Below are 25579 nucleotides of genomic sequence, written 5' to 3'. Positions count from 1 at the left end.
GTCTTTTCCGAAAGCCGTTTCACAGTTTTCGGGATGCGCCCTAAGTGCATTATCTCGCTTCGATAAAACGCTTTTCCGCGCCATCGATCACGATGGCCGAAAGCTGTCCGCTTTTCCACGCATAGGTGTCGAGATTGACCCTGTTGGGTTGAATGTCGATGGCGCTTTGTGGGGTATGTCCGTGGACGACGACTTTTTCGAATGGTTCAGTCCATTTCAGGAAGGCTGTGCGAATCCAGATCAGCTCTTCGGGATCTTGTGTATCGAGCGGCACAGCGGGATTGATGCCGGCGTGGCAGAAGAAGAAATCGCCAAAACCGACCGAGCGGGGCATGGTGCGGATGAAATCTATATGACTTTGCGGAACGGCTTTGACGAGCGCGGCATGACCATGGCGGGCTGAAACCGCATCGTTAAAATCAATTTCCACACCGTAGGACCGAGCGGTGTCAATGCCGCCATGCAGCGCGAATATCCCGGCGATGTCCCCCGTTGCCAGATAAGTGAGAAAACCGTCGTCGTGATTGCCAAGCAGCGAAATCACGCGCTCGTCCCGTTCCGACGCATCGATCAGGAAATCCAGCACCTCCTTCGATTTCGGACCGCGATCGATATAGTCACCCAGATGAATGATGCGCCAGTCGTGAACGGGCCGGCGATCAAGGTCGGCACGGATCAGCCCATGCATATCCAGAAGCAAGTCCAGGCGGCCATGTATGTCGCCAATTGCATAAAGGCGGATACCGTCAGGCCCTTTCGCATCTTTGAAAACAACACTCATTCGCCGTTATCATCCTTCACGTCTTTGGCTGTCTTCACGCCGGCCCGCTGCCGGTAGCGCAGGCGCGAGACACGTTCGCGTTCTTCGTGAAGCTCGCGATCATGTGTCGCCTGCTCCACGAAACGGATGTGTTTTTGAACCGCTTCCCGGGCCGCTTGCGGATTGCCGGCCATCACTGCATCGTAAATGGCGCGATGCTGCGACAAAAACATGTCGGCGACGCCGGGATAGCTGTAGATAAGGCTGCGATTGTAAAAAACGCCATCCTTCAGCAGTTGATAGCATGACCGCAAGGTGTGCAGGAGAACGATGTTATGAGCGGCTTCGCCAATGGCATTGTGCAGTTCAACGTCTAGGCGCGCTTCCGTGTCGAAATCACTAGCGCCATGAGCCTTTTCCATGGCTTCCATGATTTCGGTCAAAAGCGCCTTGTCTGCCGGTGTGGCTCGAAGCGCGGCATATTCGGCGGCAATGCTTTCGATTTCGCGACGATATTCGAGATAGTCCGCTGTCGCCTTGCGGTGATCGGCAAACAGCTTCACGACAGGCGCGCTGAATACCTGCCCGATCACATCAGCAACGAACGTACCTCCTCCATGGCGGGAAATCAGAAGTTCTGCGGTCTCAAGTCTCTTTAGAGCGTCGCGCAGGATTGGGCGCGAAATATCGAACTGGCGCGCCAGCTCGCGTTCACCGGGAAGCCGGTCGCCGCCACGCAGAACGCCTTCGAGGATAAGCGTTTCGATCTGGTGCACAACATCATCTGCTGTGCGGCTTGCCTGTATGCGTGAAAAAACCGTTTCCGCCATGCCCTCTGAAGCCTCTCTGTAACGGCGGCAAAGTAGCCGTTAGCCCCATATCCGGCAACGGAATATATTGGAATTGAAAGCCCGGTTCATAAGACAACCGGGCTTTCGTGCTTTGTCATCGAAAAATGATCAGGCTTTATTGCGCTTGCGTGTTGCTACGAGGACGAAAAGTCCTGCGACCACGCCATACATCGCCCATTTGAATGGAAGTGCGTCTGCGGTCTCGCTACGGATGGGCAGTACGGTCACGGTGCCGGGACGGCTTTCCACACCGGGTTTGCCTTCGGCTTTAGCCTGTTCGATCTGCTGAGGGGAAACGACCCATTCGGCGCCACGCGATTTGTCATAAAACATGAAGCCGCAGCCAACGATCACGGCGACGATAATTGCAAGAATGAAGCGTACAGGTGTGTTCATCATTTTTCCCAGAAAATCAGGATAGCAGGAGGAGGGCATCCGATTCGCTTGAATAACGGAGTGCGGAGGGAGCTAAGTCTTTTGAATCAAAAGCTTAGTCAGCTTTATATGCTGGCACGCTGATATAAAGCACGTGGCTTATTAACCGACGAATGAAAGCTGGTCTATTTTTTTGCTGCTTCGTGGTGGGATGTCCCGCTCTCCCAATAGGGAACGGGGCCATAAAGATCGGCAAGGTAGTCGATGAACAGCCGGACCTTTGCTGGAAGAAACTGTTTCGATGGATAGACGGCATGAATTGCTACGTTGCGAGAAGCGGCATAGTCGGGCAGAACCTGTACCAGCTTTCCGGCCGCAAGTTCTGGCCCGATGTCCCAGGTTGAGCGCTGCGCGATACCAAGGCCCGCGAGCACTGCCTCCCTTACCATTTCGCTGGAATTGGTCTGCAAGGGCCCGACCGGACGGATGACGATCGGCCCTTTGGGGCCTTCCAGCCGCCAGGGGTCGTTGTTGTGCGGGGCAAGGCAGATGTGGTCTTGCAGGTCCTCAATCGTCTGTGGCGTGCCGCGTTCTGCGATATAGCCGGGCGATGCAACGAGAATGCGGCGCACGGGCGCTAGGCGACGTGCGACGAGTGTTGAATCGGAAAGTTCCGCGATCCGGATAGCAAGATCGTAACCATCCCCCACAATGTCCACCATTTCGTCGGTGAGCTGCATATTGACGGTGAGATCGGCATTGGCGCGCATGAAGGGCACGAGATAAGGCGCAATATGCATGCGACCGAAAGTCGTCGGGGCCGAAATTTTCAATGTACCCCGTGCGTCGGCGGAACGGCGGGCGACAAAGGCTTCCGCTTCCTCGATGTTGGAGAGAATGGCGAGAACGCGCTCATGATAGCCCTGACCGGCCTCGGTAAGTGCGATCTGGCGCGTCGTACGTTGAAGCAGGCGGGTTCCGAGCCGCTCTTCCAGACGTCCGAGGCGTTTTGAAACCACCGCTGGGGAAAGGCCCAGATCACGAGCGGCGGCTGACATGCTGCCCGTTGCCACGACGCGGGCAAAGATTTCCATATCTGCCAGACTGCTCATCATGCTCTGCTATCCCACTTCCTGCTGCATTTGCTAAAGCTTTGGGTTTTAAAAGCATCTAGCCGAGCGCTGGGAAACTAGGCAAGTAATTATGCCGCGGCGTGGAAACTGTTTAACCATCGGCTAAAGTGGTAAAAATGATTTACCACTTGACGAAAATGGTGTGGAGTGCACTTTGACCGCATAAGTGGTGGAGGAGAATATGAGCGGACTCATAATGCCGGAGCCGGACGCGTCCGTCATGCAAAAGCGTGAGCAGATCGTCGCGGACCTGCGCGGCATAGTGCCCGGCGAAGGCGTTGTCGATGCGATCAATGCGATGCGTGTGTTCGAGAGCGACGGTCTGACGGCACATCGCTCGCTGCCGCTGGTCGTCGTGCTCCCTGAAACCGTCGATCAGGTTGCGCGGGTTCTGCGCTATTGTCACGATAACAATGTTCGTGTCGTGCCGAGAGGGGCGGGGACTTCGCTCTCCGGTGGCTCCATGCCGTTGCAGGATGCCGTGCTTCTGGTCATGTCACGCTTCAACCGCATTCTGGAAATCGACTATCCTAACCGTGTCGCCGTGGTGCAGCCCGGCGTGACCAATCTCGGTATCACCAAGGCCGTCGAACATGAGGGCTTTTATTACGCGCCCGATCCATCATCGCAGATTGCCTGCTCCATCGGCGGAAACGTCGCGGAAAATGCCGGTGGAGTGCATTGCCTCAAATACGGGCTCACGGCCAACAACGTGCTCGGGATCGAAATGGTGTTGATTACGGGCGAGGTAATCCGGCTCGGTGGCAAGCATCTCGATAGCGAGGGCTACGATCTCCTCGGCCTGATGACCGGTTCGGAAGGGCTGCTCGGCGTCGTGACCGAAATTACGGTACGCATCCTGCAAAAGCCCGAAACAGCGCGGGCGGTGATGGTTGGCTTTCCCTCCAGCGAACAGGCCGGGCAGTGCGTGGCCGATATCATCGGCGCAGGCATCATTCCGGGCGGCATGGAGATGATGGACAGACCAGCCATCAAAGCCGCAGAAGATTTTGTGCGGGTGGGCTATCCGCTTGACGTCGAAGCCTTGTTGATCGTCGAATTGGATGGGCCGCCCGTTGAGGTGGACTATCTGATTGGGCGGGTCGAAGCGCTGGCGCTCAGAAATGGCTCGACAACCTGTATCCTGTCTCAGTCGGAAGAGCAGCGTCTGGCTTTCTGGGCAGGGCGCAAGGCGGCGTTTCCGGCAGTGGGGCGCATCTCGCCGGATTATCTGTGCATGGACGGCACGATCCCGCGCAAGGAACTACCGCGAGTGCTGTCGGGTATGCGCGACCTGTCGGAGAAATACGGACTGCGTGTCGCCAATGTGTTCCATGCGGGCGACGGCAATCTGCACCCGTTGATCCTTTACGACGCGAATATTCCGGGCGAGCTGGAAGCCGCGGAGAATTTCGGTGCCGATATTTTGCGGCTATGTGTGAAAGTCGGCGGCGTTCTCACCGGCGAACATGGGGTCGGCATAGAAAAGCGCGATTTGATGCCGGAAATGTTCAACGAAATCGATCTCGACCAGCAGATGCGGGTCAAATGTGCCTTTGATGCCAAGCATCTGCTCAATCCCGGCAAGGTCTTTCCGCAATTGCGTCGCTGTGCCGAACTTGGCCGTATGCATGTACATCGTGGGGAACTGGCTTTCCCTGACATTCCGCGATTCTGATCTGAGGTCTGGTTCATGAGTGATAGAACTATTCTCAAGCCGCAGGACGAAGCGGGCGTTGTTGACGCGGTGCAAGAAGCTTTGGCCGGTTCTACGCCGCTGGAGATTATTGGCCACGGTTCAAAGCGTGGCATTGGCCATCGGGTCGATGCAGGTCATGTGCTGGATGTGTCTGAACTTAAGGGCGTGACCTTGTACGAACCGGACGAACTGGTGCTTTCCGCCAAGGCAGGAACACCGATGGCCGTGATCGAAAAACTTCTGTCCGACAACGACCAGTGTTTTCATTTCGAGCCGATGGACTACGGCCCGCTGCTGTCGGGTGAAAGTGGCCGTGGTACGATCGGTGGTGCGCTTGCCGCCAACCTTTCGGGTCCACGCCGTCTTAAGGCAGGTGCTGCGCGCGATCATGTGCTCGGTGTGCGTGTGGTGTCCGGACGCGGCGAATTGTTCAAATCCGGCGGACGGGTGGTCAAGAACGTGACCGGTTATGACCTGTCCAAGGGGATGGCCAATTCCTGGGGCACGCTGGGCGTTGCCACCGAGGTAACGTTCAAAGTTCTGCCGAAACCGGAAACAGCGGCAACGCTTGCCGTGCGTGGTCTGACTGATGAACAGGCGGTGCGCGCGATGGCGATGGCCATGGGGTCGCGGGAGGAAGTCGCTTCCGCAGCGCATCTGCCGCCGACGGTTGCCAATCGCTTTCTGGATGGCAAGCTGGGCTGGGAGGCGGCAACTGTATTGCGGCTCGAAGGCTTTGCGCCTTCGGTTGAGCATCGCAGCCGCCAGTTGCAGGCGTTGCTCGGCGGGGTGGTTGACGTGCTCAATGAAGCGCAGTCGCACCAGCTTTGGCGCGAGGTGCGTGATGTCCTGCCTTATGCCAATGCGGGAGACAATCGCGCTGTGTGGCGGGTTTCGATGGCTCCGATGCTGGGTTGGTGCATGGTGGACGAGTTCCGTCGCTATGCCGGGGTCGATGCCTTCTACGACTGGCAGGGCGGTTTGATCTGGATGCGGATGGAAGCCGATCCCGAAGCGCAAACACTGCGTCAACTCATTGCCAAATATGGTGGTGGCCACGCGACGCTTGTACGTGCGCCGGAGAGTGTTCGTTCAAGCGTTGAAGTGTTTGAACCTCAACCGGCCGCACTTGCCGCACTTTCGCAGCGGCTGAAGCATCAGTTCGATCCAGAAAATATCCTCAATCCGGGGCGTATGCATCCCCGTCAGGCCGGAGCTTGAAACCATGCAGACCCATTTCAGCCCCGAGCAATTGCGCGATCCCGGTGTCAGTGAAGCGGAAAAAATCCTGCGCAAATGCGTGCATTGCGGATTCTGTACCGCCACATGCCCGACCTATGTGACGCTTGGCAACGAACTCGACAGTCCGCGTGGGCGCATCTATCTGATCAAGGATATGCTGGAAAATGGCCGTCCGGCGGATGAGGAAATCGTGCGCCATGTGGACCGATGCCTCTCCTGCCTGTCCTGCATGACAACCTGCCCGTCGGGCGTCAATTATATGCACCTGGTCGATCATGCGCGCGCGCATATCGAAAAAACGTATAAACGCCCGTTCATGAACCGCTTCCTGCGTGGGGTGCTGGCGCAGGTTCTGCCCTATCCGGGCCGCTTCCGCGCCGCGCTGAAGTTTGCAAAGCTCGGCAAGCCTTTCGCGCCGCTGCTGCGCAAAAGCCAGACTTTGCGACCGGTGGCGGCAATGCTCGATCTCGCACCGCGGAATTTGCCCGAGACTTCCAGGGTCGAAGCCATCAGTGCTGCCAAAGGGGAGAAGCGTGGCCGCGTGGCAATCCTCAATGGTTGTGCGCAGCCGGTACTCAATCCGGGCATCAATGCTGCGACCTTGCGTCTTCTGAACCGTTTCGGCATCGAGGTGGTGACGCCGAAGGGGGAGGGATGCTGCGGTTCGCTGGTCCATCATATGGGGCGCGAAGAGCAGGCGCTTGAGCAGGCACGTCATAATGTGGATATCTGGACCCGCGAACTGGAAGCAGGCGGGCTTGATGCAATCATTGTCACGGCTTCGGGTTGCGGGACGACCATCAAGGATTATGGTTACATGCTTCGGCTGGACCCTGCTTATAACGAGAAAGCTGCGCGCGTGTCGTCACTGGCCAAGGACATCACCGAATATCTCGCCGGCATCGAATTGCCGGAACCGGACGTATCCCAAGCCTTGACGGTGGCCTATCATTCTGCCTGTTCCATGCAGCACGGGCAGAAAATTACACGCCAACCCAAAGACCTGCTTTCAAGGGCAGGTTTCAAGGTGAAAGAGCCGCTCGAGGGGCATCTTTGCTGCGGGTCGGCGGGCACCTATAACATCCTGCAGCCGGAGATTGCCGTAAAACTTCGGGACCGCAAGGTAAGAAATATCGAGGCGACGGGGGCCGATCTTATCGCCACCGGCAATATCGGCTGCATGACGCAGATTGCTACGGGCAGCAAACTGCCCATCGTTCACACGGTAGAGTTGATTGACTGGGCCTATGGTGGCCCGAAGCCGCAAGGATTGTCGCAGATCTCTGCATAAAAAAACCGGGCAATCGCCCGGTTTTTTCGCCCGTTCAGCCAGCCGAGAATGTACTCGGGTTCGGGCCTATCCGGCCGTCGGCCTTGTCCAGTTTCGTAATCGCATCATGATCGGTTCCGTTGAGGCGGAAATCGAAAATATCGAAGTTTTCCTTGATGCGGGCGGGCGTCACAGACTTCGGAATGACGATATTGCCGGTCTCGATGTGCCAGCGCAGGATGATTTGCGCAACCGACTTGCCATGCTTTTCAGCGATGGCCTTCAGCGTGGCATCTTCCAGTATCTTACCTTGCCCGAGCGGGCTCCATGCTTCCGTTGCGATGTTGTGCTTGCCGTGGAACAGACGCAACTCGTCCTGCTGGAATTGCGGGTGCAATTCAATCTGGTTGAGAACCGGCGTTACGCCGCTTTCCTTGATGACGCGTTCGAGGTCGGCTGTGCGGAAATTGGACACGCCAATGGATTTCGCTCGACCCTCTTCTTTCAGCTTCACAAACGCACGCCATGTTTCCATGAAGAGGTCTTTTGAAGGCGTCGGCCAATGGATGAGATAGAGATCCACATAATCCGTGTCGAGCTTTTTCAGGCTCGTGTCGAACGCTTTCAGCGTCGATTCATAGCCTTGCTCGCTATTCCACAGTTTCGTGGTGAGAAAAATGTCGCCGCGCGCGATGCCGGAATTCTTGATCGCCTTGCCGACGCCCTCTTCATTGCCATAAATGGCAGCGGTATCGATATGGCGATATCCTGCTTTCAATGCTTCGCTGACAGCGGCGACCGCCTCGTCGTTGCCCACTTGCCAGACACCGTAACCGAGCTGCGGGATGTGATTTCCGTCGTTCAGTTTAACCATCGGTACGGTCATGTTTTATCCTTTCCCTCGAAGCACCCGGCGCAGGATTGATCCTTCGATGCGCTGGAATGCTATTTGACCTGCGTGCCGGGTCTTCCCCCGGCACGGACTGCCATGTGGCAGTCCTTTTCGTATCTTTCTGGACTTTGCCATGGTCAGCATATGGGTGTTCGCGGGAAAAGGAAAAGCCCTTTCAATCATGTTTCCAAATCTGCGATCATTCTTTCTGTGCAGAAAATTTGGTCGTTTCAGATTTATGAAAATAATGCGACCGCCCCGGTGAAAAGGCGGTCGCGAGAAGCTTGAAAATGACGGTTGTTCTAACGGACAACGACCTTCGCGCCGACCGGCACACGTTCGTAAAGATCGGTCACATCTTCATTGCGCATTCGAATACAGCCCGAAGACATGGCCTTGCCGATGGTCCAGGGTTGATTGGTCCCGTGGATCCGATAGAGCGTGGCGCCGAGATATAGGGCGCGCGCACCAAGAGGATTATTGATCCCCCCTTCCATGCGCGCGGGCAGGATGCGTCCCTTCTTGCGCTCGCGGGCCATCATTTCCTTCGGGGGTGTCCAGGTAGGCCATTCAGCCTTGCGGCTGATGCGCTGGGAACCTTTCCAGCTGAATCCCTGCTTTCCGACACCGACACCATAACGCATGGCTTTGCCGTCCGACTGCACGAGATAAAGGAAGCGCTTGCCTGTATCGATGACGATCGTGCCCGGCTTTTCTTTTCCCGAATAGGAAACAGTCTGCGGCAGATAAGCCGGGTCGATTTGGTGCTTTCGCACGGTGGTGGCAGGGTTTGCAGCCGGGCGTTGGTATGAAACCTGGCGATAGCTTGATTTCGCTCTCTGCTTTTGTCTGTTGGCAACGCGCGGTGCTGGCTGCAGATTTTGCGGCACGGCTTTGATGCGGGCAGGTTGCCCATGCAACTGCGCAACCCACGGAGCGGAAAGATCAGGGCTCACGCGTACCGGCGGGAGGGTGGCATAGCGATCATTGGCAAACGCCATGCTAGTGCTGACAATGGAAACGGCAATCGCCGCAAGCGATCCGATTAAAAGAAGATGACGTGGTTTCATAATCCAAATCCGTCTCTTTGCGCCGGAGACTCTTTATGGCGCAGTTGCCCCTTGCAGCTCCTGACATCGGTTGTCAGGAGAGCGGCCCTCATGCTCGAGTGGGGATTGTGCGCCGGAATGGAATCGTAAAGGTAAATTTCGGCCGCGTGTTTCGCCTGGCGCCCCTTCCAATTAAAGTTGTGGTTAGTGGCAAGTTGCGCGACATAATTAATTATCGATAAAACTTGGGAGGCAGAGCAATGAATGATGTTGCCGAGGCAAGAACCGGTCTGATTGTCGGTGCCGATGGAATGACACGTTGCTTCTGGCCGGGCGAGTTACCTGACTATCTTGCCTACCATGACAATGAATGGGGCGTTCCTGTTTCAAACGATTTTCGACTTTTTGAGAAAATCTGTCTCGAAGGTTTCCAGTCTGGGTTGTCGTGGCTGACAATCTTGCGAAAGCGGGAGAATTTTCGCGCTGCTTTCGATGGCTTTGATTTCCATCGGGTTGCCCGGTACGGGCAGGCGGATGTGGAGCGCCTTTTGGCGGACAAAGGCATTGTGCGCCACCGGGGCAAGATTGAATCGACGATCAATAATGCCAAACGCGCAATTGAACTGGTGGCAGAAAGAGGCTCGTTGGCGGCTTATTTCTGGTCTTTCGAGCCGGGTGCAAAAGATCGCCCCGTTGTCGTGGACTATCCAACCCTGATCGCCAATCCAAAGACCGAGACATCTATTCGCATTTCCAAGGATCTGAAAAAGCGCGGCTGGTCATTTGTCGGGCCAACCACGGTCTACGCCTTCATGCAGGCCATGGGGCTGGTGAACGATCACATTGAAGGTTGTCATTGCCGTGCGCACATTGAAAAATTGCGACAGAGTTTCAAAAGACCCAGTTAAGGCGGCCGATTGCTAAGCATCCTCATTTCTGCGAGAAACATCCGCCTTTGAAGATGGGAGATGGTCATGGATCTGGTGTCGTTGTTGGCATTTGCTGGCATTCTGGTTGTTGCGGCGGGGACGCCCGGGCCGAATGTCGGAGCGTTGGTGGCACGTGTCATCAGCCGCGGGCACAAGGGCGTCTTTCCATTCATGTTCGGCCTGTGGCTCGGTGACGCTATCTGGCTTTCATTGGCCGTCTGGGGACTGGCCGCACTGGCCAACACGTTCCACACAGCGTTTCTCATCCTCAAATATGTCGGCGTGGCCTATCTGATCTATCTTTCGTGGAAGATGTGGATCGCGCCAGTTGACGAAGTCGCAGATGAGAATGCCATTCCCCGTCAGGGGGAGGCCGGAAAGCTCTTCCTTAGCGCAATGGCAATCACGCTTGGCAATCCGAAGATCATGGTTTTCTACCTTGCCATCCTGCCGACGGTAGTCGACATCACCCATGTTTCGCTGGTTGGCTGGGCCGAACTGTTGCTGGTCATGTTCGTGGTTCTTGCGGCGGTCGATACCGCATGGGTGGTGCTCGCAGCGCAGGCTCGGCGGTTTCTTCGCAGCCCGCGCATGATGCGGATTGCCAACAGGACCAGCGCGGGGATGATGGCGGGGGCTGCAGTCGCCATTGCGACACGCTGAACATATTCCCCGCACTTGCCGCAACGGACTTGATCGGTTAGGAAACCGGCAACAGAATTGGTGCCGGCTCCAATCGGCATATATGTACAAATCAGCGATCAGGCGGGAAAAATGGCCGATAAAGCGGACAAGATGAAGGCGCGGTTGCCGCGCGGGTTTGTCGATCGGGTGCCGGATGATTTGCGCGCCGCCGAAAAGATGATGGCGACCATCCGCGAAGTTTACGACCTCTATGGCTTTGAGCCGGTGGAAACGCCGCTTGTGGAATATACGGATGCGCTCGGAAAATTCCTGCCGGATCAGGACCGTCCGAACGAAGGCGTGTTCTCGTTTCTGGACGATGACGACCAATGGCTGTCGCTGCGCTATGATTTGACCGCGCCGCTTGCGCGTTACGTCGCTGAAAATTTTGAGTCGCTGCCAAAGCCGTATCGCAGCTACCGCAATGGCTGGGTGTTCCGCAACGAAAAACCAGGTCCGGGTCGGTTCCGCCAGTTCATGCAGTTCGACGCCGATACGGTCGGCGCACCGAATGTCTCGGCTGATGCCGAAATGTGCATGATGATGGCCGACACGCTGGAACGTCTCGGCATTCGCCGCGGGGATTATGTGATCCGCGTCAACAACCGCAAGGTGCTCGACGGCGTGCTGGACGCTATCGGGCTGCAAGGCGAGGGCAATGCCGCCAAGCGTCTCAATGTGCTGCGCGCTATCGACAAGCTCGACAAGTTCGGCCCGGAAGGTGTTCGCCTTCTGCTCGGCAAGGGACGTCTCGATGAAAGCGGCGATTTCACCAAGGGTGCTGAACTCCCTGACGCCTCGATTGAAAAAATCCTGTCATTCACTGCTGCTGGCGGCGTTACCGGGGCTGATACGATTGCCAATCTCCACACGGTTGTGGCGGGTAACGCCAAGGGTGAAGAAGGCGTGACAGAACTTGCCGACATGCAGGCGTTGTTCTCGGCGGGTGGCTATGATGGCCGCGTGAAGATCGACCCGTCTGTCGTGCGCGGGCTCGAATACTACACCGGCCCGGTTTTCGAAGCCGAGCTTCTGTTCGACGTAACCAACGAAGACGGCCAGAAGGTCGTGTTCGGTTCCGTAGGCGGCGGGGGGCGTTATGACGGTCTGGTGTCGCGCTTCCGTGGTGAGCCGGTGCCGGCAACGGGCTTTTCCATCGGTGTTTCGCGTCTGATGACGGCTTTGAAGAACCTGGGCAAGCTGGACGTTTCCGATGTTGTCGGTCCCGTGGTTGTCCTGGTCATGGACAAGGACTCACAAAGTCTTGGCCGCTATCAGAAGATGGTTTCCGATCTGCGTCAGGCGGGCATTCGCGCCGAAATGTATGTCGGCGGCTCCGGCATGAAGGCGCAGATGAAATATGCGGATCGCCGCGAGGCGCCGTGCGTCATCATTCAGGGTTCGCAGGAACGCGAGGCCGGTGAGGTGCAGATCAAGGATCTGGTCGAGGGAAAGCGCCTGTCTGCTGAGATCGAAGACAATGTGACCTGGCGCGAGAGCCGCCCGGCGCAGATCACGGTCAAGGAAGAAGGGCTTGTCGAGGCAGTCCGCGAAATCCTTGCCAGTCAGGCGCGGGATCGCGCAGAACAGTCGAAGTGACGAAAGCCATGGCTGGATCAAACTCGCCCGGTATTCTCAGTTCTCTTCGCGCGGCCCTCGATGCGCGTGAAGCCGAACTTGTCGAAATTCCGCTGATTCAGCCGGCTGATCCATTTCTGGATATGGCGGGCGAGGATTTGCGCCGCCGTATTTTTCTGACCGAAAACGAAAACGGCGACAGTCTGTGCCTGCGACCGGAATTTACCATTCCTGTTTGCCGCAATCACATCGAGCTTAACGCAGCCACGCCGAAGCGTTACGCCTATCTCGGCGAAGTGTTCCGTCAGCGTCGTGACGGGGCAGCCGAATTTCTTCAAGCCGGTATAGAGGATCTGGGGGCTACCGACGAAGCGACGTCCGATGCCCGCTCCATCGCTGATGCGCTGGCCTGCGTTCGCGCGGCCGCTCCCGAAGCTGCGCTTGAGATTGTTCTGGGAGACCAGTCGGTCTTTGCCGGCATGCTGAAAGCGCTGGGCCTGCCGCAAGGATGGCGCAAGAAACTGTTGCGTTCCTTCGGCGATGCGGGTTCGATGGAGCAGGTGCTCGCTGAACTGACGGGCGCACAGCGACGCGATCCATTACCGGAAACGCTTGCGGTTCTTGTGGCGGAAGGCGACGAATCCGGGCTTGCGCGCATGCTGGAAGCAGAAATGCTCGAAGCTGGAATTTCGCCCGGTGCCGGTCGTTCCCCTGCCGAGATCGCGCGGCGGTTGATCGAAAAGGAAGACCTGGCGGCTACGCGCTTTCCGGCATCGGCGCTCGATCTTCTGAAGCACTTCCTCGAAATGCGCGTCTCGCTCGATTCCGCAGCCATCACCCTGCGAGCATTCGCTTCGGAACACGCTCTTGATCTGGCTGCGGTGCTGCAGAAATTCGAAGCACGCAGCGATGCGATTGCGAATGCAGGCATTGCCACCAGAGACATTATCTATGATGCGTCCTTCGGGCGCCCGCTCGATTACTATACCGGTCTCGTTTACGAAATCCGGGCTGCTGGCGTCGAGAAAGATGGCATTCTTGCGGGTGGTGGGCGATATGACCGACTTTTGACCATGCTTGGCGCTTCGGAAAACATTCCCGGCGTCGGCTTTTCCATCTGGCTCGACCGGTTGCAGATGCTGGCGGGAGAGAAAAAATGAGTGTGACGCTGGCATTGCCGTCCAAGGGGCGGTTGAAGGAGCAGACGCTCGCTGTGCTTGAAAGAGCTGGCTACAAGGTGATCCTGCCTGATGACTCACGCAATTATCGCGCCCGTGTCGAGGGCGAGCCTGATCTGGATATTCTGTTCCTTTCCGCTTCCGAAATTGCCCGTGAACTGGGATATGGCAGCGTGGATCTTGGCGTAACTGGCGAAGACCTCATTCGCGAGACGCTGGCGCACTCGGAAGAGCGTGTGGCTATCGAAGCCGAACTGGGTTTCGGTCACGCTGATGTTGTCGTGGCCGTACCGGAAGTCTGGCGTGATGTGACCAGCATGGCCGATCTGGACGATGTGGCAGCAGATTTCCGCCAGCGCCACGGTCGCCGCCTTCGCATCGCCACCAAATACTGGCGGCTGACGCAGCAGTTCTTTTCGCAGAAACACGGCATTCAGGTTTACCGCATTGTAGAAAGCCTTGGCGCGACCGAAGGCGCTCCGGCTGCGGGCTCCGCCGATATGATCGTCGATATTACGTCGACTGGCTCCACGTTGCGGGCCAACAGGCTGAAGATTCTGGAAGACGGCATTATCCTGCGCTCGCAAGCATGCCTCGTATCGGCACGCCGAAGCCGGGAGAACGCACGCGTCATGGACGTTGCGACGCGCATCCGTAAAGGGTTGAGCAGTTAGAGCATTTCCTGTTTTCATGAATCGTTGGAATGCTCTCTCTGTTTATTTTATCGCGCATCTCATCCGAAAACCGGTTCCCACTTTTCGGGATGCGCTCTAGTTCTTCGCAACACGATTTTGAAATAAGAAAAACCGCACCATTTTCATGGTGCGGTCTTTTCATTTTATTGCGATGAGAATGTCGATCAGCCGCGCTTGGCGTCGATCGAGAGGGCTCCAGCGCCGTGCAGGGCAAGAATGAACAGGCCGCCAGCAATTGCGAGGTTCTTCTGCGCCATCATGGCGTTCATGCCCTGCGAGAAGTCCATATGGGCAACGAGCGTCGCACCGATGGTGAAGAGGCCGACAACAGCCGCAGCAATGCGGGTCTGAAAGCCAACGAGAATTGCGAGGCCGCCTACAAATTCAACCAGACCGACGACAACAGCCGTAACGGTGGGGAGCGGAAGGCCGAGGCCAGCGAAGTAACCTGCGGTGCCGGCAATGGCGGTCAGTTTGCCGTAGCCGGCAATGATGAAAAGAACTGAAAGAAAGATGCGGGCAATGAGCGTAACAACGCCGTTGGACTGCGGGGTGATAGAGGACATGCGGGGCTATCTCCTGTTGAACTGGGCCATCAATTAACGACTGCGGACTGTCAAGGAAAGCCGTCTAATCCTCGACAGTTTGTTTACAGTATGAATACCAATTCACTCCGGCGCAATCATTCTCTCTGCGCGCACCAGTCGCTCATAATCCTCTTCCGACACGAGACCGCTCGCCAGCGCTTCTTCCCGCAAGGTCGTTCCATTCTTGTGTGCGGTCTTGGCGATCTTGGCCGCATTGTCATAACCGATAGCTGGAGCAAGCGCAGTGACGAGCATCAGCGAACGATCCAATAGTTCCTTGATGCGGCTCAGATTTGGCTCGATTCCATCCACACAATGATCGGCGAACGACACCATCACGTCGCTTAGGATGCGGATCGACTGCAGGACATTATATGCGATCACCGGCTTGAACACATTGAGTTCAAAGTGCCCCTGGCTGGCAGCAACCGTAATTGTCGCCTGGTTGCCGAACACCTGTGTTGCCACCATCGTCAAAGCTTCGGCCTGGGTCGGGTTAACCTTGCCCGGCATGATGGAGGATCCCGGTTCATTCTCCGGCAGTGACAGTTCACCGAGGCCAGAGCGCGGCCCGGAGCCAAGGAAACGAATATCATTCGCGATCTTGAAGAGATCCGCCGCCAAGGCGTTCAAGCTGCCGTGGAAGTCAAGAATCGCACCGTGGCTGGCAAGGGCTTCGAATTTGTTCGGCGCCGTCTTGAAGGGAAGGCCAGTTATTTCACTCACGGCTTCAGCAAAGCCTGTGTCGAAGCCGATTGGTGCATTCAGCCCCGTCCCGACTGCTGTCCCGCCCTGGGCGAGCAGAAAGACGTCTGCAAGCGATTGTTCTATACGGTGGCGCGCATATTCCAATGCAGCACGATAACCGGAAAATTCCTGTCCGAGTGTGACCGGGGTTGCATCTTGCGTATGCGTTCGGCCGATCTTGATAATATCCTTGAACGCTTCTTCCTTGATCTTGAGCGCGTTGGTCAGATGTTCCAGCGCCGGATAGAGCCGATGGACCGCTTCAACTGCTGTGGCGATATGGATCGCTGTCGGGAAGCTGTCATTGGACGATTGGCTCATATTAACGTGGTCGTTGGGATGGACCGGCTTTTTCGACCCCATTTCACCACCGAGGAGCTCGATAGCCCGGTTTGAAATGACCTCATTGGCATTCATGTTTGATTGAGTGCCCGAACCGGTCTGCCAGACGACCAATGGGAAATGATCGTCAAGTTTACCTTCGATCACCTCCGAGGCGGCCACCGCGATCACCTGACCAAGAACCGGATCGAGCTTTCCCAGTGCAATATTGGTTTCCGCTGCCGCCCGCTTGACGACACCCAGCGCATGAACCAATGGCAGCGGCATGCGCTCTCCACCGATTTTGAAATTTTGCAGCGAACGCTGGGTCTGAGCTCCCCAGTAGCGGTCGGCAGGAACATCAATCGGTCCGAAAGTATCTGTTTCGGTACGAGTAGCGGTCATTTCTGGTCTCCGGCTGACGTGGACTCGGAACCGAGCCGTGCACAACGAATATAACACCGCCATTTGGTGGCGGCTCATGTTTCTTCGTGAAACTTTAAAGCGCAATCATTTGATAAAATATGACGAAAAAAGTCAATTTTTATTGACCGTCGGCACTGTCAAGTATCGCTGTCTTCGTCGTCATCCATTTCGGATATCCAGGCGGTCGGTTCAATCTTACGCTGGGTTTTGCTGTCGGTGAACGTCCACCACCCGGTATCCGCCTCATCCCATTGACCGCCCCCGGCCTGCAGTTGGGCAAGTGTTCGATACTGTGCGATCGACTCGTTGCGCTGGTCGTCGTCGTCGGTCCAGACGACTGTTATCTTTCGGCCATCTTTCGGCGCCGTGGCGATGGGAAGTTCCTTGCGCATATGATTATCACTCCGTTGTAATCGGAAATAATCATAGGGCACACGATGCCCGCGGCAAGCCGGAATTCCGTGTTCCGGCTTGCCTTGTTCCTTATCAGCCGCGAGCGACCTTTAGTGCCTTGCCCCACCAGATCAACTGGTCCAGCATATTCTTGGCCGCTTCCGCCAGATGAGGGAAATCATCCAGCTTGTTCTCGCCTTTCACGACCGCAAGATAGTCGGGGAAGAGGATGTGGACGCCCGTTTTGACGGACATGGAGGACATTTCGACGGCGATCATCCGCAGTTGCTCGACAGCGCGAGCGCCGCCCACGCCTCCGTAGCCAACGAAGCCCATGGGCTTCTGTATCCAGTCGCCGTAGTCGATGGCATTCTTCAGAACGGCGGTCGGCGCGTGATTATACTCAGCGGCCGTAAGAATGTAGGCGTCGAACTCCCGCAGTTTCGTTTTCCATTTGTCGGCTGTTTCTGCCTGAGCGGTCGTGGTGGACGTGTCGCCATAGAAACCCATCGGATAATCCGCGACATCGAGAACTTCCACGTCCAGTTCCGGCCGCTCGGCAACGAGCCTGGCAATCCACTGGGCTGGAACGGGCGCAAAACGTTGTTCACGTGTGCTGCCGATGATAACGGCGACTTTGAGCTTGGACATTGATGACACCTTTATTGCAGTGGTAACCATTGGAGACCGACGCTATATAAGTGACCAAATTCCCACGCAAGGAGGCACTTTTATGAAACCCGGTGACTTCAAGGAAACCAATGCATGCAGGACCGTAACGGAGATTTTGTCGCGTGTTGGCGATAAATGGACTGTGCTCGTGGTGAGTTATCTCGGCAATCGCCCGATGCGTTTCAATGAATTGCGCCGAACCGTCGAGGGCATTTCCCAGAAGATGCTGACAACCACCCTGCGCAATCTGGAACGGGACGGTTTCGTCAATCGTACCATCTTTCCGACAATTCCGCCCAAGGTCGAGTATGAACTGACGGAAATGGGGCGTGACCTGTTGAGGCCTGTGCGTGCGCTGGGTGAATGGGCAATAGCCAATGAAGCAAAAGTGGTGATGGCGCGCGCCCGATATGACGCCCTCACATCGGTGAAGACGCAGAGCGACGCTGCAGAATAGAGGCTGGACTTGTGAAGGAGAGCAAGTGGAAAGACAGGCCGAAGCCTGTCTTTCCTGTTGCCTGAGACAGGACTTCCATAGTGCGGGGGCAAACAGGAAGTCCGTCTCTATGTCATCTCGGATTGATCATGATTGGTGGTAGAGTGTCAATCAGAAGTTTCTGAAATAACCGCTTCGCGGCGGCAAAGCGCAAGCAAAGTAAATTTTTCATAAATCACAAATAGTTACGTCACGTAAAAAGAAAGGCGGCCAAGGGCCGCCTTTCTCACATTCCATCGAAACGAGGACGTGGATTTCTTAGAAATCCATGCCGCCCATACCGCCCATTCCGCCAGGCATGCCAGCCGGAGCTGCATCCTTCTTCGGCAGTTCGGCGATCATGGCTTCGGTCGTGATCAGGAGACCGGCAACCGATGCTGCATTCTGCAGGGCGGTGCGGACAACCTTGACCGGATCGACAACGCCAGCCTTGATCAGGTCGCCAAATTCACCGGAGGCAGTGTTGTAGCCATAGGTTTCAGAGGCATTTTCAAGGATCTTGCCAACGATGACCGAAGCTTCTTCACCGGCATTGGTCGTGATCTGGCGAGCCGGAGCCTGCAGAGCGCGACGAACGATGTTGATGCCGGCTTCCTGGTCGGCATTGATGCCCTTGGCAGAAATCTTGGCCGAAGCGCGGAGGAGTGCGGTACCACCGCCAGCAACGATGCCTTCTTCAACCGCAGCGCGGGTTGCGTTCAGCGCGTCGTCAACGCGGTCCTTCTTTTCCTTCACTTCAACTTCGGTTGCACCGCCGACGCGGATGACGGCAACGCCACCAGCGAGCTTGGCAAGACGTTCCTGAAGCTTTTCACGGTCGTAGTCCGAAGAGGTTTCTTCGATCTGCTGCTTGATCTGGCCAACGCGAGCGTCGATTTCAGCCTTCTGGCCTGCACCGTCGACGATCGTGGTGTTTTCCTTCGAAATCGAGACCTTCTTGGCGCGGCCGAGCATGTCGAGCGTGACGGTTTCGAGCTTGATGCCGAGGTCTTCGGAGATAACCTGACCACCCGTGAGGATCGCGATGTCTTCGAGCATTGCCTTGCGGCGGTCGCCGAAGCCAGGAGCCTTGACAGCAGCAATCTTCAGGCCGCCGCGCAGCTTGTTGACGACGAGCGTTGCAAGAGCTTCGCCTTCGACGTCTTCAGCGATGATGACGAGCGGCTTCGAGGTCTGAACGACAGCTTCCAGAACCGGCAGAAGAGCCTGGAGGTTCGAGAGCTTCTTTTCGTGCAGAAGGATGTATGCGTCTTCGAGGTCAGCAACCATCTTTTCAGGGTTGGTGACGAAGTAAGGCGACAGGTAGCCGCGGTCGAACTGCATGCCTTCGACGACTTCGAGTTCGGTTTCAGCGGTCTTGGCTTCTTCAACCGTGATCACGCCTTCATTGCCGACCTTCTGCATCGCTTCGGCGATCATCTTGCCGATTTCGGCTTCGCCGTTAGCGGAGATCGTGCCAACCTGGGCAACTTCTTCCGAGGTGTTGATCTTCTTGGCCTTGCCGAGAAGTTCAGCAACGACTTCCGAAACTGCGAGATCGATGCCGCGCTTCAGGTCCATCGGGTTCATGCCGGCAGCAACAGCCTTTGCGCCTTCCTGAACGATAGCCTGGCCCAGAACGGTAGCGGTCGTCGTGCCGTCGCCAGCGGTGTCGTTGGTCTTGGAAGCCACTTCGCGCAGCATCTGTGCGCCCATGTTTTCGAACTTGTCTTCCAGTTCGATTTCCTTGGCGACCGATACACCGTCCTTGGTGATGCGCGGAGCGCCGAAGGACTTGTCGATAACAACGTTACGACCCTTCGGGCCGAGCGTTACCTTAACAGCGTCAGCGAGGATATCGACGCCGCGCAGCATCTTTTCGCGCGCAGTGCGGCCGAATTTTACGTCTTTAGCAGCCATTTTACTCTCCTGGGAATTGTCCCGGTCAGATTATGGTGAATTGGTTTCAGGTAAGGGCGAAACCGCCCGAGGCTTGATTAGCCAACGATACCCAAAATATCGGATTCCTTCATGATCAGCAGGTCTTCGCCGCCGATCTTGACTTCGGTGCCCGACCACTTGCCGAACAGAACCTTGTCGCCAGCCTTGACTTCCAGAGCAATCAGCTTGCCTGCTTCGTCACGAGCGCCAGCGCCAACAGCGACGATTTCGCCTTCCTGCGGCTTTTCCTTGGCGGTGTCAGGGATGATGATGCCGCCAGCGGTCTTGGCTTCCGATTCAACGCGACGAACGACGACGCGGTCATGAAGCGGGCGGAACTTGATATCAGCCATGGTATAACCCTTGGTGTTATAGACGTTGAACCCTGATAACGGATCGAACCGATCCGCGCTTGTTAGCACTCACCGTGTGAGAGTGCTAACGTGGTTCTGAGATAGAAGGCGCGTCTGATCTTGTCAAGATTGCCTGAGGAATTTGACAGGCGAATGATGGTTAATTTGCACCATCCTTAACGCAGAACCGCCATGGGCAGTCGTAGCCGATACCCGCATATGGTGATGCTTTTGCTGTTATCAATCGACGAGACGCAAGTTTGACAGTTCATCGCCAATCTGCCGAAAGGTCTCGCTCAGTTCGCCGCCGGTCGAATTCCAGAAGAGTTTAGCCGGTTTGCCGCCTTCCATGCGCACGCGTGAGTTTGAAGAGCACGATCTCAACAAGTCTATTTGTGCTTTCTCCGTGCTGTTTGCTTCGTTGAGATCGAGCGCGACCGTCATGACAATGATATTGGCGGCTTTGGCGTTGTCGCAGAGTTTGGCAAAGCGGGCATTCAAAGCCTTGGTGTATGTCGTGTTGTTTTGGGAAACTGAAACGCCGCTTTCCTGAAAGAGGCGGCTCTGGCTATATTTTTTGGTTATGCGGGCGGTATAGCCATGTGTCGAGTAATAGGACAGGTTTCCGGCACGGTCGGGCCCTGAGCCAGCCAGGCCGTCATATTTGTAATAAGTATTGGCACCATCGGTGAGTACGATCACCACCTTGTCATTGCCTCGTTCCGTTGAGGCCCGGGCTTCTGTGAACGGGGCGCCCTGGACGATGGTTCGCCAGCCCCAGGCCATGGCTTCGGGGACATTCGTACCGCCGTTCGGCACCATTGCCTTGATTGCCGTCTGGACCGTTTTCATCCCTTGTTCGGTTGTAACGTCAGTCAAAGGCGTGAGGGGTAATGTTGTGCAGCTATAGTTAGGGCCACCGCCTTCCGATCTTCCCTTCCGATAGATCTTGTCGAGGGAATCGCGCAGATAGTATTTTTTCAAGTCGCTTTGTCGGGGTGAGTAGGCAAGAGACATATCATCTTGCCACCAGCTGTTCAAAACTGTGGAAATTACATTTCCCCTGCTATCCACGTTGTAATATTCAGCCGGACCGAACATTGGCACAAACAACGTATCTGGATTATTGTCAGAAGGTGGCGTTACATCCAGCGCAAAAGGTCCGGGACGAGATTCGACGCACCCCTGCCAGGCGAGCCACGGCTCGCTTGATCTCCGTGTGAGGTCAGCATAAAGCTCCGCCCGTGAAAAAGGTTTGTTGTTACGGTCTCCCCAGCCGGTTCCCACTTTGTAATATCGTCCGCTGCCCGCGGGCTTTTCTTCTATCTTGCGGCTAGCGTCGATCGTGACGGGCAGGGTGAAATTTTCAAGATTGACGGAAGATTTGCCTTCCGGGTCCATCCAGGCCGCATTGAGATATTGTGGGCCGACATTCACAGAACCGGCGAAAGGAACCAGTGAAAATTGCACTGGTTTTTCGACATAGGTTATGAGCGCGGATTGTGAGGCCATCGTCTCCACAAGTTGCGAGGCGGCATCCTTTAGAAGATCGATGCGTTTTTTTGACGATCCGCTTCTTGTTTCATCCATTGATTTGGAGTTGTCGAGGACGAGAGCGACTTCGATGGTGTTCTTGAGCCGGACAGACGCTGTGAGCGTATATTGGTGTTTATCCCAATTGTCGCCTGTAAGGCGGGAGGCGACGACGCCAAATAGGGATTTGTAGGTGAATGCGGCAGTGGCCTGTACTTGCTGGTCCGTCGTCTTGTCCTGGGGAAAGGCAATCTGGAAATTGATTGCGTCTGCGCTCAGCGCGGTGACGTTGGCGTAAAAAATTCGGGCACCGTAGTCCTGTACGACCGTATGGCTTTCGCCCGTGGAGAACCTCTTGCCTACAGCCAAAGCGGCGGCATCCAGCGAAGCCTGCACGTTGTTGCGCACGCGCATGAGGTTTGCGGTGTCAACCGCAACCATGCCGGCCAGAAGCAGGGGGACGAGCACCAAAGCCGCGATCATGGCGAAATTCCCGCGCTCGTCTTTCCCGAAGCGCAGGATGGTCAATTGAGGCAAACAGCGAAAAACGCGCGCCTGAAGCCTGCCGGCTTTCGTGATCCAGTTCTTCATTTTGGCCCCCGCCGACGGTTGTGTTCGCAATTGATGAAATGGAAAGTTGTGCTTGCTCCTACCAGCATCTTTCTAACAGTCGGTCACGAAGCAGGGTAAATGAACGATGAAGAATCCCCTGGGATAATTGGACGCGCTTTAGCTGTCGGATTCGGGCCTAAAGGCCGTGACAGATGTGGTTGGCTACGCTAGATGGAGCGCTGGCAATCCATCAAACGGCCCTAGCGGTTCTCGCCTTACAGACGAATTATCAAGAGGAAACCATGAAGCAGCTTGAACGCCTCGACGATCTGACCGACCAGTACGATGTGCTCTTCTGCGATGTATGGGGTGTGGTACACAACGGCGTGGCCGCTTATCCGCCTGCAATCGAGGCACTGAAACGCGCACGCGCCAAGGGTGTTACGGTCATTCTTGTAACCAATTCTCCAAGGCCGCATCCCGATGTTGAAAAGCAGATGCTTGGCCTTGGTGTGCCCTCGGATACATATGATCGCGTAGTCACGTCCGGTGATGTAACCCGCGATCTGATTGCAGAAGGTCCGCGCAAGGTGTTTCACATCGGCTGCGAGCGCGAACTGACCATCTATGACGGTCTCGATGTCGAACTGGTCGAAGAATTTGAAGCTTCGGGCGTCGTCTGTACCGGGCTTTACGATGACGAAAGCGAAACGCCGGACGACTACAAGGAATTGCTCGTCCGGTTGCGCTCGCGCAATCTTCCGTTCATCTGTGCCAATCCGGATATCATGGTTGAACGTGGTTCGCGGCTGATCTGGTGCGCTGGCGCTCTCGCGCGCGAATATGGTCAGCTTGGCGGGCGAACCCTCATAGCCGGAAAACCACATCGCCCCATTTATGAGGCCGCTTTGCGGTTTGCCGAAGAAATTCGCGGCACGAAAGTCGAGAAAAGCCAAATTCTTGGGATTGGTGACGGGGTTCTCACCGATGTTAAGGGGGCTGCGGATTTCGGGTTGGATGTGCTTTACATCTCCGGTGGAGTTCATGCAGCAGACTATACGACCGACGGCACCGTTGACATTGCCCGAATGGAGGCGTTTCTCCAGAAGCATGGCAACCGCCCGGTTGCTGCGCTGAATGCTCTTGTTTGAATGAGAGCAACCTCCTACGACCAGTCAAAGACCAGATCAAAATGACCAAATCCAGCTTTCAGCGCCTTTCTGGAACGGATTCCCTGCCGGGACACCTGCACAATTGTGTGGTGGCAATCGGCAATTTCGACGGAGTTCACCGCGGTCATCAGGCCGTTCTCGAACGCGCGCTGGAGATTGCCGAAAAACGTGGCTTGCCGGCCGTTGTTTTGACTTTCGAGCCGCACCCACGCAGCTTTTTCAAGCCGGATGCGCCGATCGATCGTTTGACAGCAGCACCCAGAAAGGCCGAAATCCTACGTCTCATGGGGTTTGATGCTGTCGTTGAGCAGCCCTTCACCGTTGAGTTTTCCTCCCGGTCGGCGGAAGATTTCGTCGAGCACATTCTCGTCGAACGATTGCACGCAAGCTGTGTGGTCACGGGGTATGATTTTCACTTCGGTAAGGGACGGCGTGGAACACCGGAATTCCTTCAGAAGGCGGGAGAAACTGCCGGGTTTACGGTTACGCTTGTCGATGCCTTTACGGATGAAGGCGATAATCTTGTCTCGTCGACCCGCATAAGAAATCTGCTTTGCGAAGGCGATGTCGCTCAGGCGGCGGGACTTCTCGGTTATCGCTATATGGTCTGCGGTGAAGTCATCCACGGCAAGAAGCTCGGGCGAACGCTAGGGTTTCCTACTGCCAATATGCAAATCGATGCCCAGGCGGGCTTGAAGCATGGAATTTATGCCGTCAGGTTCCGGCGTGCGAACGGCGACCTTCACGACGGTGTTGCAAGTTTCGGTCGGCGTCCCACTGTCGACAGCGATGGTTCTCCGCTACTTGAAACGTTTCTCTTCGATTTTTCAGACGATCTATATGGCGAGACCGCTTGTGTATCGTTCTTCGGGTTCCTGCGGGGCGAGATAAAGTTCGATGGCCTTGATCCGCTTATCGATCAGATGAAGCGGGACGATGCCGAGGCACGAGCTCTTCTTGCGGGGGCGAAGCCGCTGTCTGAACTGGATCGCTTGCTTTCTTTCGCGTGAAGCGAATTTGTGGTTGCTTTTTCCACTTAAAATTTAAATCAAATTTTACTTATTCTCGACCAAAAGAGAAAAATGCCTCAAAACTAACTGGGGCGCTTTTTGTTGGAGTTTAATGTGGCACGTATTGTTCCTCGGGCACTTGTTGCAGGTGCCGCATTCCTGATGAGCAGCCCGTTTGCGTTTTCAGCAGACGTGCAGCAGCCCGATATTTATGCTGCGGAAACCGCGCAGCCAGCCCGCAAGCATTTTTGGTCCGGTGACTGGTATCTCAAGGTCGGTGCGGCTGGTCTCGTTGCTCCAAAGTTCGAGGGTTCCAACAAATATCGCTTTTCCGCACAGCCGTTGATCTCGCTGGGTCGACAGGGAGAAGCGACGCGTTTCTCGTCACGAAATGACAACGTATCCTTCGCCTTGATCGACAATGATCGTTTCCGCGTGGGGCTTGCAGGCAAGCTTCTCTTCGAACGCGATGACGATATCCATGGCCTGAAAGACACAAAGTTTGGCGGTGAGGCGGGCGCGTTTGTTGACGTTTATCCAACCGATTGGCTGCGCGTGCGCGGCGAAGTGCGTCAAGGTATTCGTGCGCATAAGGGCGTCGTAGGCGATATCGCTGCCGATGCGTTCTATGACGTTACGCCGACCGTTCGTGTGTCGGGCGGTCCACGTGCGACCTTCGCGTCCAAGGATTATTTCAAGACTTATTACGGCGTGGATGCCGAGGAAGCGGCAGCGTCGGGACTTTCAGAATATAATCCGGGTAGCGGCTTCAAGTCCGCTGGTGTCGGCGGTGCCATCACGTGGAAGGCAACCGACAAGATCGATACCAGCCTGTTTGGCGAATATAGCCGTCTGCAAGGGCCCGCGAAGGACTCGAGCATCGTCAAGGAACGCGGCTCGCGAGATCAGTTCATGGTCGGTGTCTCGGCAACTTATCGTTTCGATTTCTCGCTGGACTGATTTGAGCCGCATCAATGTAAACATTTTCCGGGGCAGGGATGCAGTTTTATTGCGTCTTTGCCCCTTCACCTCTTTATTCCTGTGAAGCTCATTGTTAAAAGC

Annotated in this window: 25 protein-coding genes; 12 read left to right on the top strand and 13 right to left on the bottom strand. The window is 56.0% G+C overall.

Going from position 1 to position 25579, the window contains the following annotated elements:
* Window positions 1–49: 49 nt before the first annotated feature.
* The 4 genes from JNC63_RS02015 to JNC63_RS02000 form a co-directional block, all read right to left on the bottom strand.
* Entirely contained in the window at window positions 50–781 is a 732-nt protein-coding gene (locus tag JNC63_RS02015; RefSeq protein ID WP_006468474.1) for a metallophosphoesterase, read from the bottom strand.
* Window positions 778–1590, bottom strand: coding sequence for an FCD domain-containing protein (locus JNC63_RS02010; RefSeq protein ID WP_006468475.1), 813 nt, complete (start codon window positions 1588–1590; stop codon window positions 778–780). Before JNC63_RS02010 ends, JNC63_RS02015 begins: the two co-directional genes overlap by 4 nt.
* A gap of 129 nt (window positions 1591–1719) precedes the next feature.
* The gene (locus tag JNC63_RS02005) at window positions 1720–2007 is read right to left on the bottom strand and encodes a hypothetical protein (RefSeq protein WP_006472493.1); all 288 of its coding nucleotides are present in this window, start codon (window positions 2005–2007) and stop codon (window positions 1720–1722) included.
* Window positions 2008–2171: 164 nt separating this feature from the next.
* Entirely contained in the window at window positions 2172–3101 is a 930-nt protein-coding gene (locus tag JNC63_RS02000; RefSeq protein ID WP_006468477.1) for a LysR family transcriptional regulator, read from the bottom strand.
* Window positions 3102–3300: 199 nt separating this feature from the next.
* On the opposite strand from JNC63_RS02000, the gene JNC63_RS01995 reads away from it, so the two are divergent.
* The 3 genes from JNC63_RS01995 to glcF are packed head-to-tail and all read left to right on the top strand — an operon-like array spanning window position 3301 to window position 7351.
* Window positions 3301–4797: an FAD-linked oxidase C-terminal domain-containing protein gene (locus JNC63_RS01995; RefSeq protein ID WP_006472494.1), complete on the top strand. Its 1497-nt coding sequence runs from the start codon at window positions 3301–3303 to the stop codon at window positions 4795–4797.
* Window positions 4798–4812: 15 nt separating this feature from the next.
* Entirely contained in the window at window positions 4813–6039 is a 1227-nt protein-coding gene (gene glcE, locus JNC63_RS01990; protein ID WP_006468479.1) for a glycolate oxidase subunit GlcE, read from the top strand.
* Window positions 6040–6043: 4 nt separating this feature from the next.
* The gene (gene glcF, locus JNC63_RS01985) at window positions 6044–7351 is read left to right on the top strand and encodes a glycolate oxidase subunit GlcF (RefSeq protein ID WP_006468480.1); all 1308 of its coding nucleotides are present in this window, start codon (window positions 6044–6046) and stop codon (window positions 7349–7351) included.
* A gap of 34 nt (window positions 7352–7385) precedes the next feature.
* Here the strand turns inward: glcF and JNC63_RS01980 are convergent, their stop codons facing one another.
* Window positions 7386–8216, bottom strand: coding sequence for an aldo/keto reductase (locus tag JNC63_RS01980; RefSeq protein WP_006468481.1), 831 nt, complete (start codon window positions 8214–8216; stop codon window positions 7386–7388).
* 308 nt (window positions 8217–8524) lie between these two features.
* Window positions 8525–9292, bottom strand: a complete 768-nt coding sequence (locus JNC63_RS01975; protein ID WP_006468483.1) for a L,D-transpeptidase — start codon at window positions 9290–9292, stop codon at window positions 8525–8527.
* Between the two features lie 239 nt (window positions 9293–9531).
* On the opposite strand from JNC63_RS01975, the gene JNC63_RS01970 reads away from it, so the two are divergent.
* The 5 genes from JNC63_RS01970 (at window position 9532) to hisG (ending at window position 14314) form a co-directional block, all read left to right on the top strand.
* On the top strand, window positions 9532–10179 hold the full coding sequence (locus JNC63_RS01970; protein ID WP_006472495.1) for a DNA-3-methyladenine glycosylase I: 648 nt from the start codon (window positions 9532–9534) through the stop codon (window positions 10177–10179).
* A 66-nt stretch (window positions 10180–10245) separates the two neighbouring features.
* Window positions 10246–10863, top strand: a complete 618-nt coding sequence (locus JNC63_RS01965; RefSeq protein ID WP_006472496.1) for a LysE family translocator — start codon at window positions 10246–10248, stop codon at window positions 10861–10863.
* Window positions 10864–10974: 111 nt separating this feature from the next.
* Entirely contained in the window at window positions 10975–12483 is a 1509-nt protein-coding gene (gene hisS, locus JNC63_RS01960; RefSeq protein ID WP_006472497.1) for a histidine--tRNA ligase, read from the top strand.
* Window positions 12484–12491: 8 nt separating this feature from the next.
* Entirely contained in the window at window positions 12492–13622 is a 1131-nt protein-coding gene (locus tag JNC63_RS01955) for an ATP phosphoribosyltransferase regulatory subunit (RefSeq protein ID WP_006472498.1), read from the top strand.
* Entirely contained in the window at window positions 13619–14314 is a 696-nt protein-coding gene (gene hisG, locus JNC63_RS01950) for an ATP phosphoribosyltransferase (protein ID WP_006468488.1), read from the top strand. The genes JNC63_RS01955 and hisG overlap by 4 nt, the downstream gene beginning before the upstream one ends.
* 185 nt (window positions 14315–14499) lie before the next feature.
* Here the strand turns inward: hisG and JNC63_RS01945 are convergent, their stop codons facing one another.
* The 4 genes from JNC63_RS01945 to JNC63_RS01930 all read right to left on the bottom strand — a co-directional run bounded on the left by JNC63_RS01945 (window position 14500) and on the right by JNC63_RS01930 (window position 17460).
* Window positions 14500–14901: a DoxX family protein gene (locus tag JNC63_RS01945; RefSeq protein WP_006468489.1), complete on the bottom strand. Its 402-nt coding sequence runs from the start codon at window positions 14899–14901 to the stop codon at window positions 14500–14502.
* Window positions 14902–15003: 102 nt separating this feature from the next.
* Window positions 15004–16395, bottom strand: a complete 1392-nt coding sequence (gene fumC, locus JNC63_RS01940) for a class II fumarate hydratase (protein ID WP_006472502.1) — start codon at window positions 16393–16395, stop codon at window positions 15004–15006.
* 158 nt (window positions 16396–16553) lie between these two features.
* Complete coding sequence (locus JNC63_RS01935; protein ID WP_006472503.1) at window positions 16554–16808, bottom strand: hypothetical protein; 255 nt, start codon at window positions 16806–16808, stop codon at window positions 16554–16556.
* Window positions 16809–16902: 94 nt separating this feature from the next.
* Complete coding sequence (locus tag JNC63_RS01930) at window positions 16903–17460, bottom strand: NADPH-dependent FMN reductase (RefSeq protein ID WP_006472504.1); 558 nt, start codon at window positions 17458–17460, stop codon at window positions 16903–16905.
* Between the two features lie 82 nt (window positions 17461–17542).
* Between JNC63_RS01930 and JNC63_RS01925 the strand changes: the two genes are divergently transcribed.
* Window positions 17543–17938, top strand: a complete 396-nt coding sequence (locus tag JNC63_RS01925; RefSeq protein ID WP_006472505.1) for a winged helix-turn-helix transcriptional regulator — start codon at window positions 17543–17545, stop codon at window positions 17936–17938.
* Window positions 17939–18235: 297 nt separating this feature from the next.
* Here the strand turns inward: JNC63_RS01925 and groL are convergent, their stop codons facing one another.
* From groL to JNC63_RS01910, 3 genes are all read right to left on the bottom strand, one after another.
* Window positions 18236–19876 (bottom strand): chaperonin GroEL, encoded by a 1641-nt coding sequence (groL, locus tag JNC63_RS01920; protein ID WP_006468493.1) that lies wholly within the window; start codon window positions 19874–19876, stop codon window positions 18236–18238.
* A 77-nt stretch (window positions 19877–19953) separates the two neighbouring features.
* Window positions 19954–20250: a co-chaperone GroES gene (gene groES / locus JNC63_RS01915; RefSeq protein ID WP_006472506.1), complete on the bottom strand. Its 297-nt coding sequence runs from the start codon at window positions 20248–20250 to the stop codon at window positions 19954–19956.
* Window positions 20251–20490: 240 nt separating this feature from the next.
* Window positions 20491–22374, bottom strand: a complete 1884-nt coding sequence (locus JNC63_RS01910; RefSeq protein WP_006472507.1) for a VWA domain-containing protein — start codon at window positions 22372–22374, stop codon at window positions 20491–20493.
* Between the two features lie 263 nt (window positions 22375–22637).
* Between JNC63_RS01910 and JNC63_RS01905 the strand changes: the two genes are divergently transcribed.
* The 3 genes from JNC63_RS01905 to JNC63_RS01895 all read left to right on the top strand — a co-directional run bounded on the left by JNC63_RS01905 (window position 22638) and on the right by JNC63_RS01895 (window position 25477).
* Window positions 22638–23486 (top strand): TIGR01459 family HAD-type hydrolase, encoded by an 849-nt coding sequence (locus tag JNC63_RS01905; protein WP_006472508.1) that lies wholly within the window; start codon window positions 22638–22640, stop codon window positions 23484–23486.
* Window positions 23487–23527: 41 nt separating this feature from the next.
* Window positions 23528–24517 (top strand): bifunctional riboflavin kinase/FAD synthetase, encoded by a 990-nt coding sequence (locus JNC63_RS01900; RefSeq protein ID WP_006472509.1) that lies wholly within the window; start codon window positions 23528–23530, stop codon window positions 24515–24517.
* A gap of 99 nt (window positions 24518–24616) precedes the next feature.
* On the top strand, window positions 24617–25477 hold the full coding sequence (locus JNC63_RS01895) for a MipA/OmpV family protein (protein WP_006468498.1): 861 nt from the start codon (window positions 24617–24619) through the stop codon (window positions 25475–25477).
* Window positions 25478–25579: the final 102 nt, after the last annotated feature.

It is taken from the genome of Brucella ciceri, from assembly GCF_041930145.1.
Lineage (GTDB): Bacteria > Pseudomonadota > Alphaproteobacteria > Rhizobiales > Rhizobiaceae > Brucella > Brucella intermedia.
This window is presented reverse-complemented; position numbering and strand designations above follow the sequence as displayed.

Bases quoted from the DNA above. Each gene is read 5' to 3' on its own strand.
- JNC63_RS02015 (WP_006468474.1), bottom strand. From the start codon at position 781: ATGAGTGTTGTTTTCAAAGATGCGAAAGGGCCTGACGGTATCCGCCTT.
- JNC63_RS02010 (WP_006468475.1), bottom strand. From the start codon at position 1,590: ATGGCGGAAACGGTTTTTTCACGCATACAGGCAAGCCGCACAGCAGAT.
- JNC63_RS02005 (WP_006472493.1), bottom strand. From the start codon at position 2,007: ATGAACACACCTGTACGCTTCATTCTTGCAATTATCGTCGCCGTGATC.
- JNC63_RS02000 (WP_006468477.1), bottom strand. From the start codon at position 3,101: ATGATGAGCAGTCTGGCAGATATGGAAATCTTTGCCCGCGTCGTGGCA.
- JNC63_RS01995 (WP_006472494.1), top strand. From the start codon at position 3,301: ATGAGCGGACTCATAATGCCGGAGCCGGACGCGTCCGTCATGCAAAAG.
- glcE (WP_006468479.1), top strand. From the start codon at position 4,813: ATGAGTGATAGAACTATTCTCAAGCCGCAGGACGAAGCGGGCGTTGTT.
- glcF (WP_006468480.1), top strand. From the start codon at position 6,044: ATGCAGACCCATTTCAGCCCCGAGCAATTGCGCGATCCCGGTGTCAGT.
- JNC63_RS01980 (WP_006468481.1), bottom strand. From the start codon at position 8,216: ATGACCGTACCGATGGTTAAACTGAACGACGGAAATCACATCCCGCAG.
- JNC63_RS01975 (WP_006468483.1), bottom strand. From the start codon at position 9,292: ATGAAACCACGTCATCTTCTTTTAATCGGATCGCTTGCGGCGATTGCC.
- JNC63_RS01970 (WP_006472495.1), top strand. From the start codon at position 9,532: ATGAATGATGTTGCCGAGGCAAGAACCGGTCTGATTGTCGGTGCCGAT.
- JNC63_RS01965 (WP_006472496.1), top strand. From the start codon at position 10,246: ATGGATCTGGTGTCGTTGTTGGCATTTGCTGGCATTCTGGTTGTTGCG.
- hisS (WP_006472497.1), top strand. From the start codon at position 10,975: ATGGCCGATAAAGCGGACAAGATGAAGGCGCGGTTGCCGCGCGGGTTT.
- JNC63_RS01955 (WP_006472498.1), top strand. From the start codon at position 12,492: ATGGCTGGATCAAACTCGCCCGGTATTCTCAGTTCTCTTCGCGCGGCC.
- hisG (WP_006468488.1), top strand. From the start codon at position 13,619: ATGAGTGTGACGCTGGCATTGCCGTCCAAGGGGCGGTTGAAGGAGCAG.
- JNC63_RS01945 (WP_006468489.1), bottom strand. From the start codon at position 14,901: ATGTCCTCTATCACCCCGCAGTCCAACGGCGTTGTTACGCTCATTGCC.
- fumC (WP_006472502.1), bottom strand. From the start codon at position 16,395: ATGACCGCTACTCGTACCGAAACAGATACTTTCGGACCGATTGATGTT.
- JNC63_RS01935 (WP_006472503.1), bottom strand. From the start codon at position 16,808: ATGCGCAAGGAACTTCCCATCGCCACGGCGCCGAAAGATGGCCGAAAG.
- JNC63_RS01930 (WP_006472504.1), bottom strand. From the start codon at position 17,460: ATGTCCAAGCTCAAAGTCGCCGTTATCATCGGCAGCACACGTGAACAA.
- JNC63_RS01925 (WP_006472505.1), top strand. From the start codon at position 17,543: ATGAAACCCGGTGACTTCAAGGAAACCAATGCATGCAGGACCGTAACG.
- groL (WP_006468493.1), bottom strand. From the start codon at position 19,876: ATGGCTGCTAAAGACGTAAAATTCGGCCGCACTGCGCGCGAAAAGATG.
- groES (WP_006472506.1), bottom strand. From the start codon at position 20,250: ATGGCTGATATCAAGTTCCGCCCGCTTCATGACCGCGTCGTCGTTCGT.
- JNC63_RS01910 (WP_006472507.1), bottom strand. From the start codon at position 22,374: ATGAAGAACTGGATCACGAAAGCCGGCAGGCTTCAGGCGCGCGTTTTT.
- JNC63_RS01905 (WP_006472508.1), top strand. From the start codon at position 22,638: ATGAAGCAGCTTGAACGCCTCGACGATCTGACCGACCAGTACGATGTG.
- JNC63_RS01900 (WP_006472509.1), top strand. From the start codon at position 23,528: ATGACCAAATCCAGCTTTCAGCGCCTTTCTGGAACGGATTCCCTGCCG.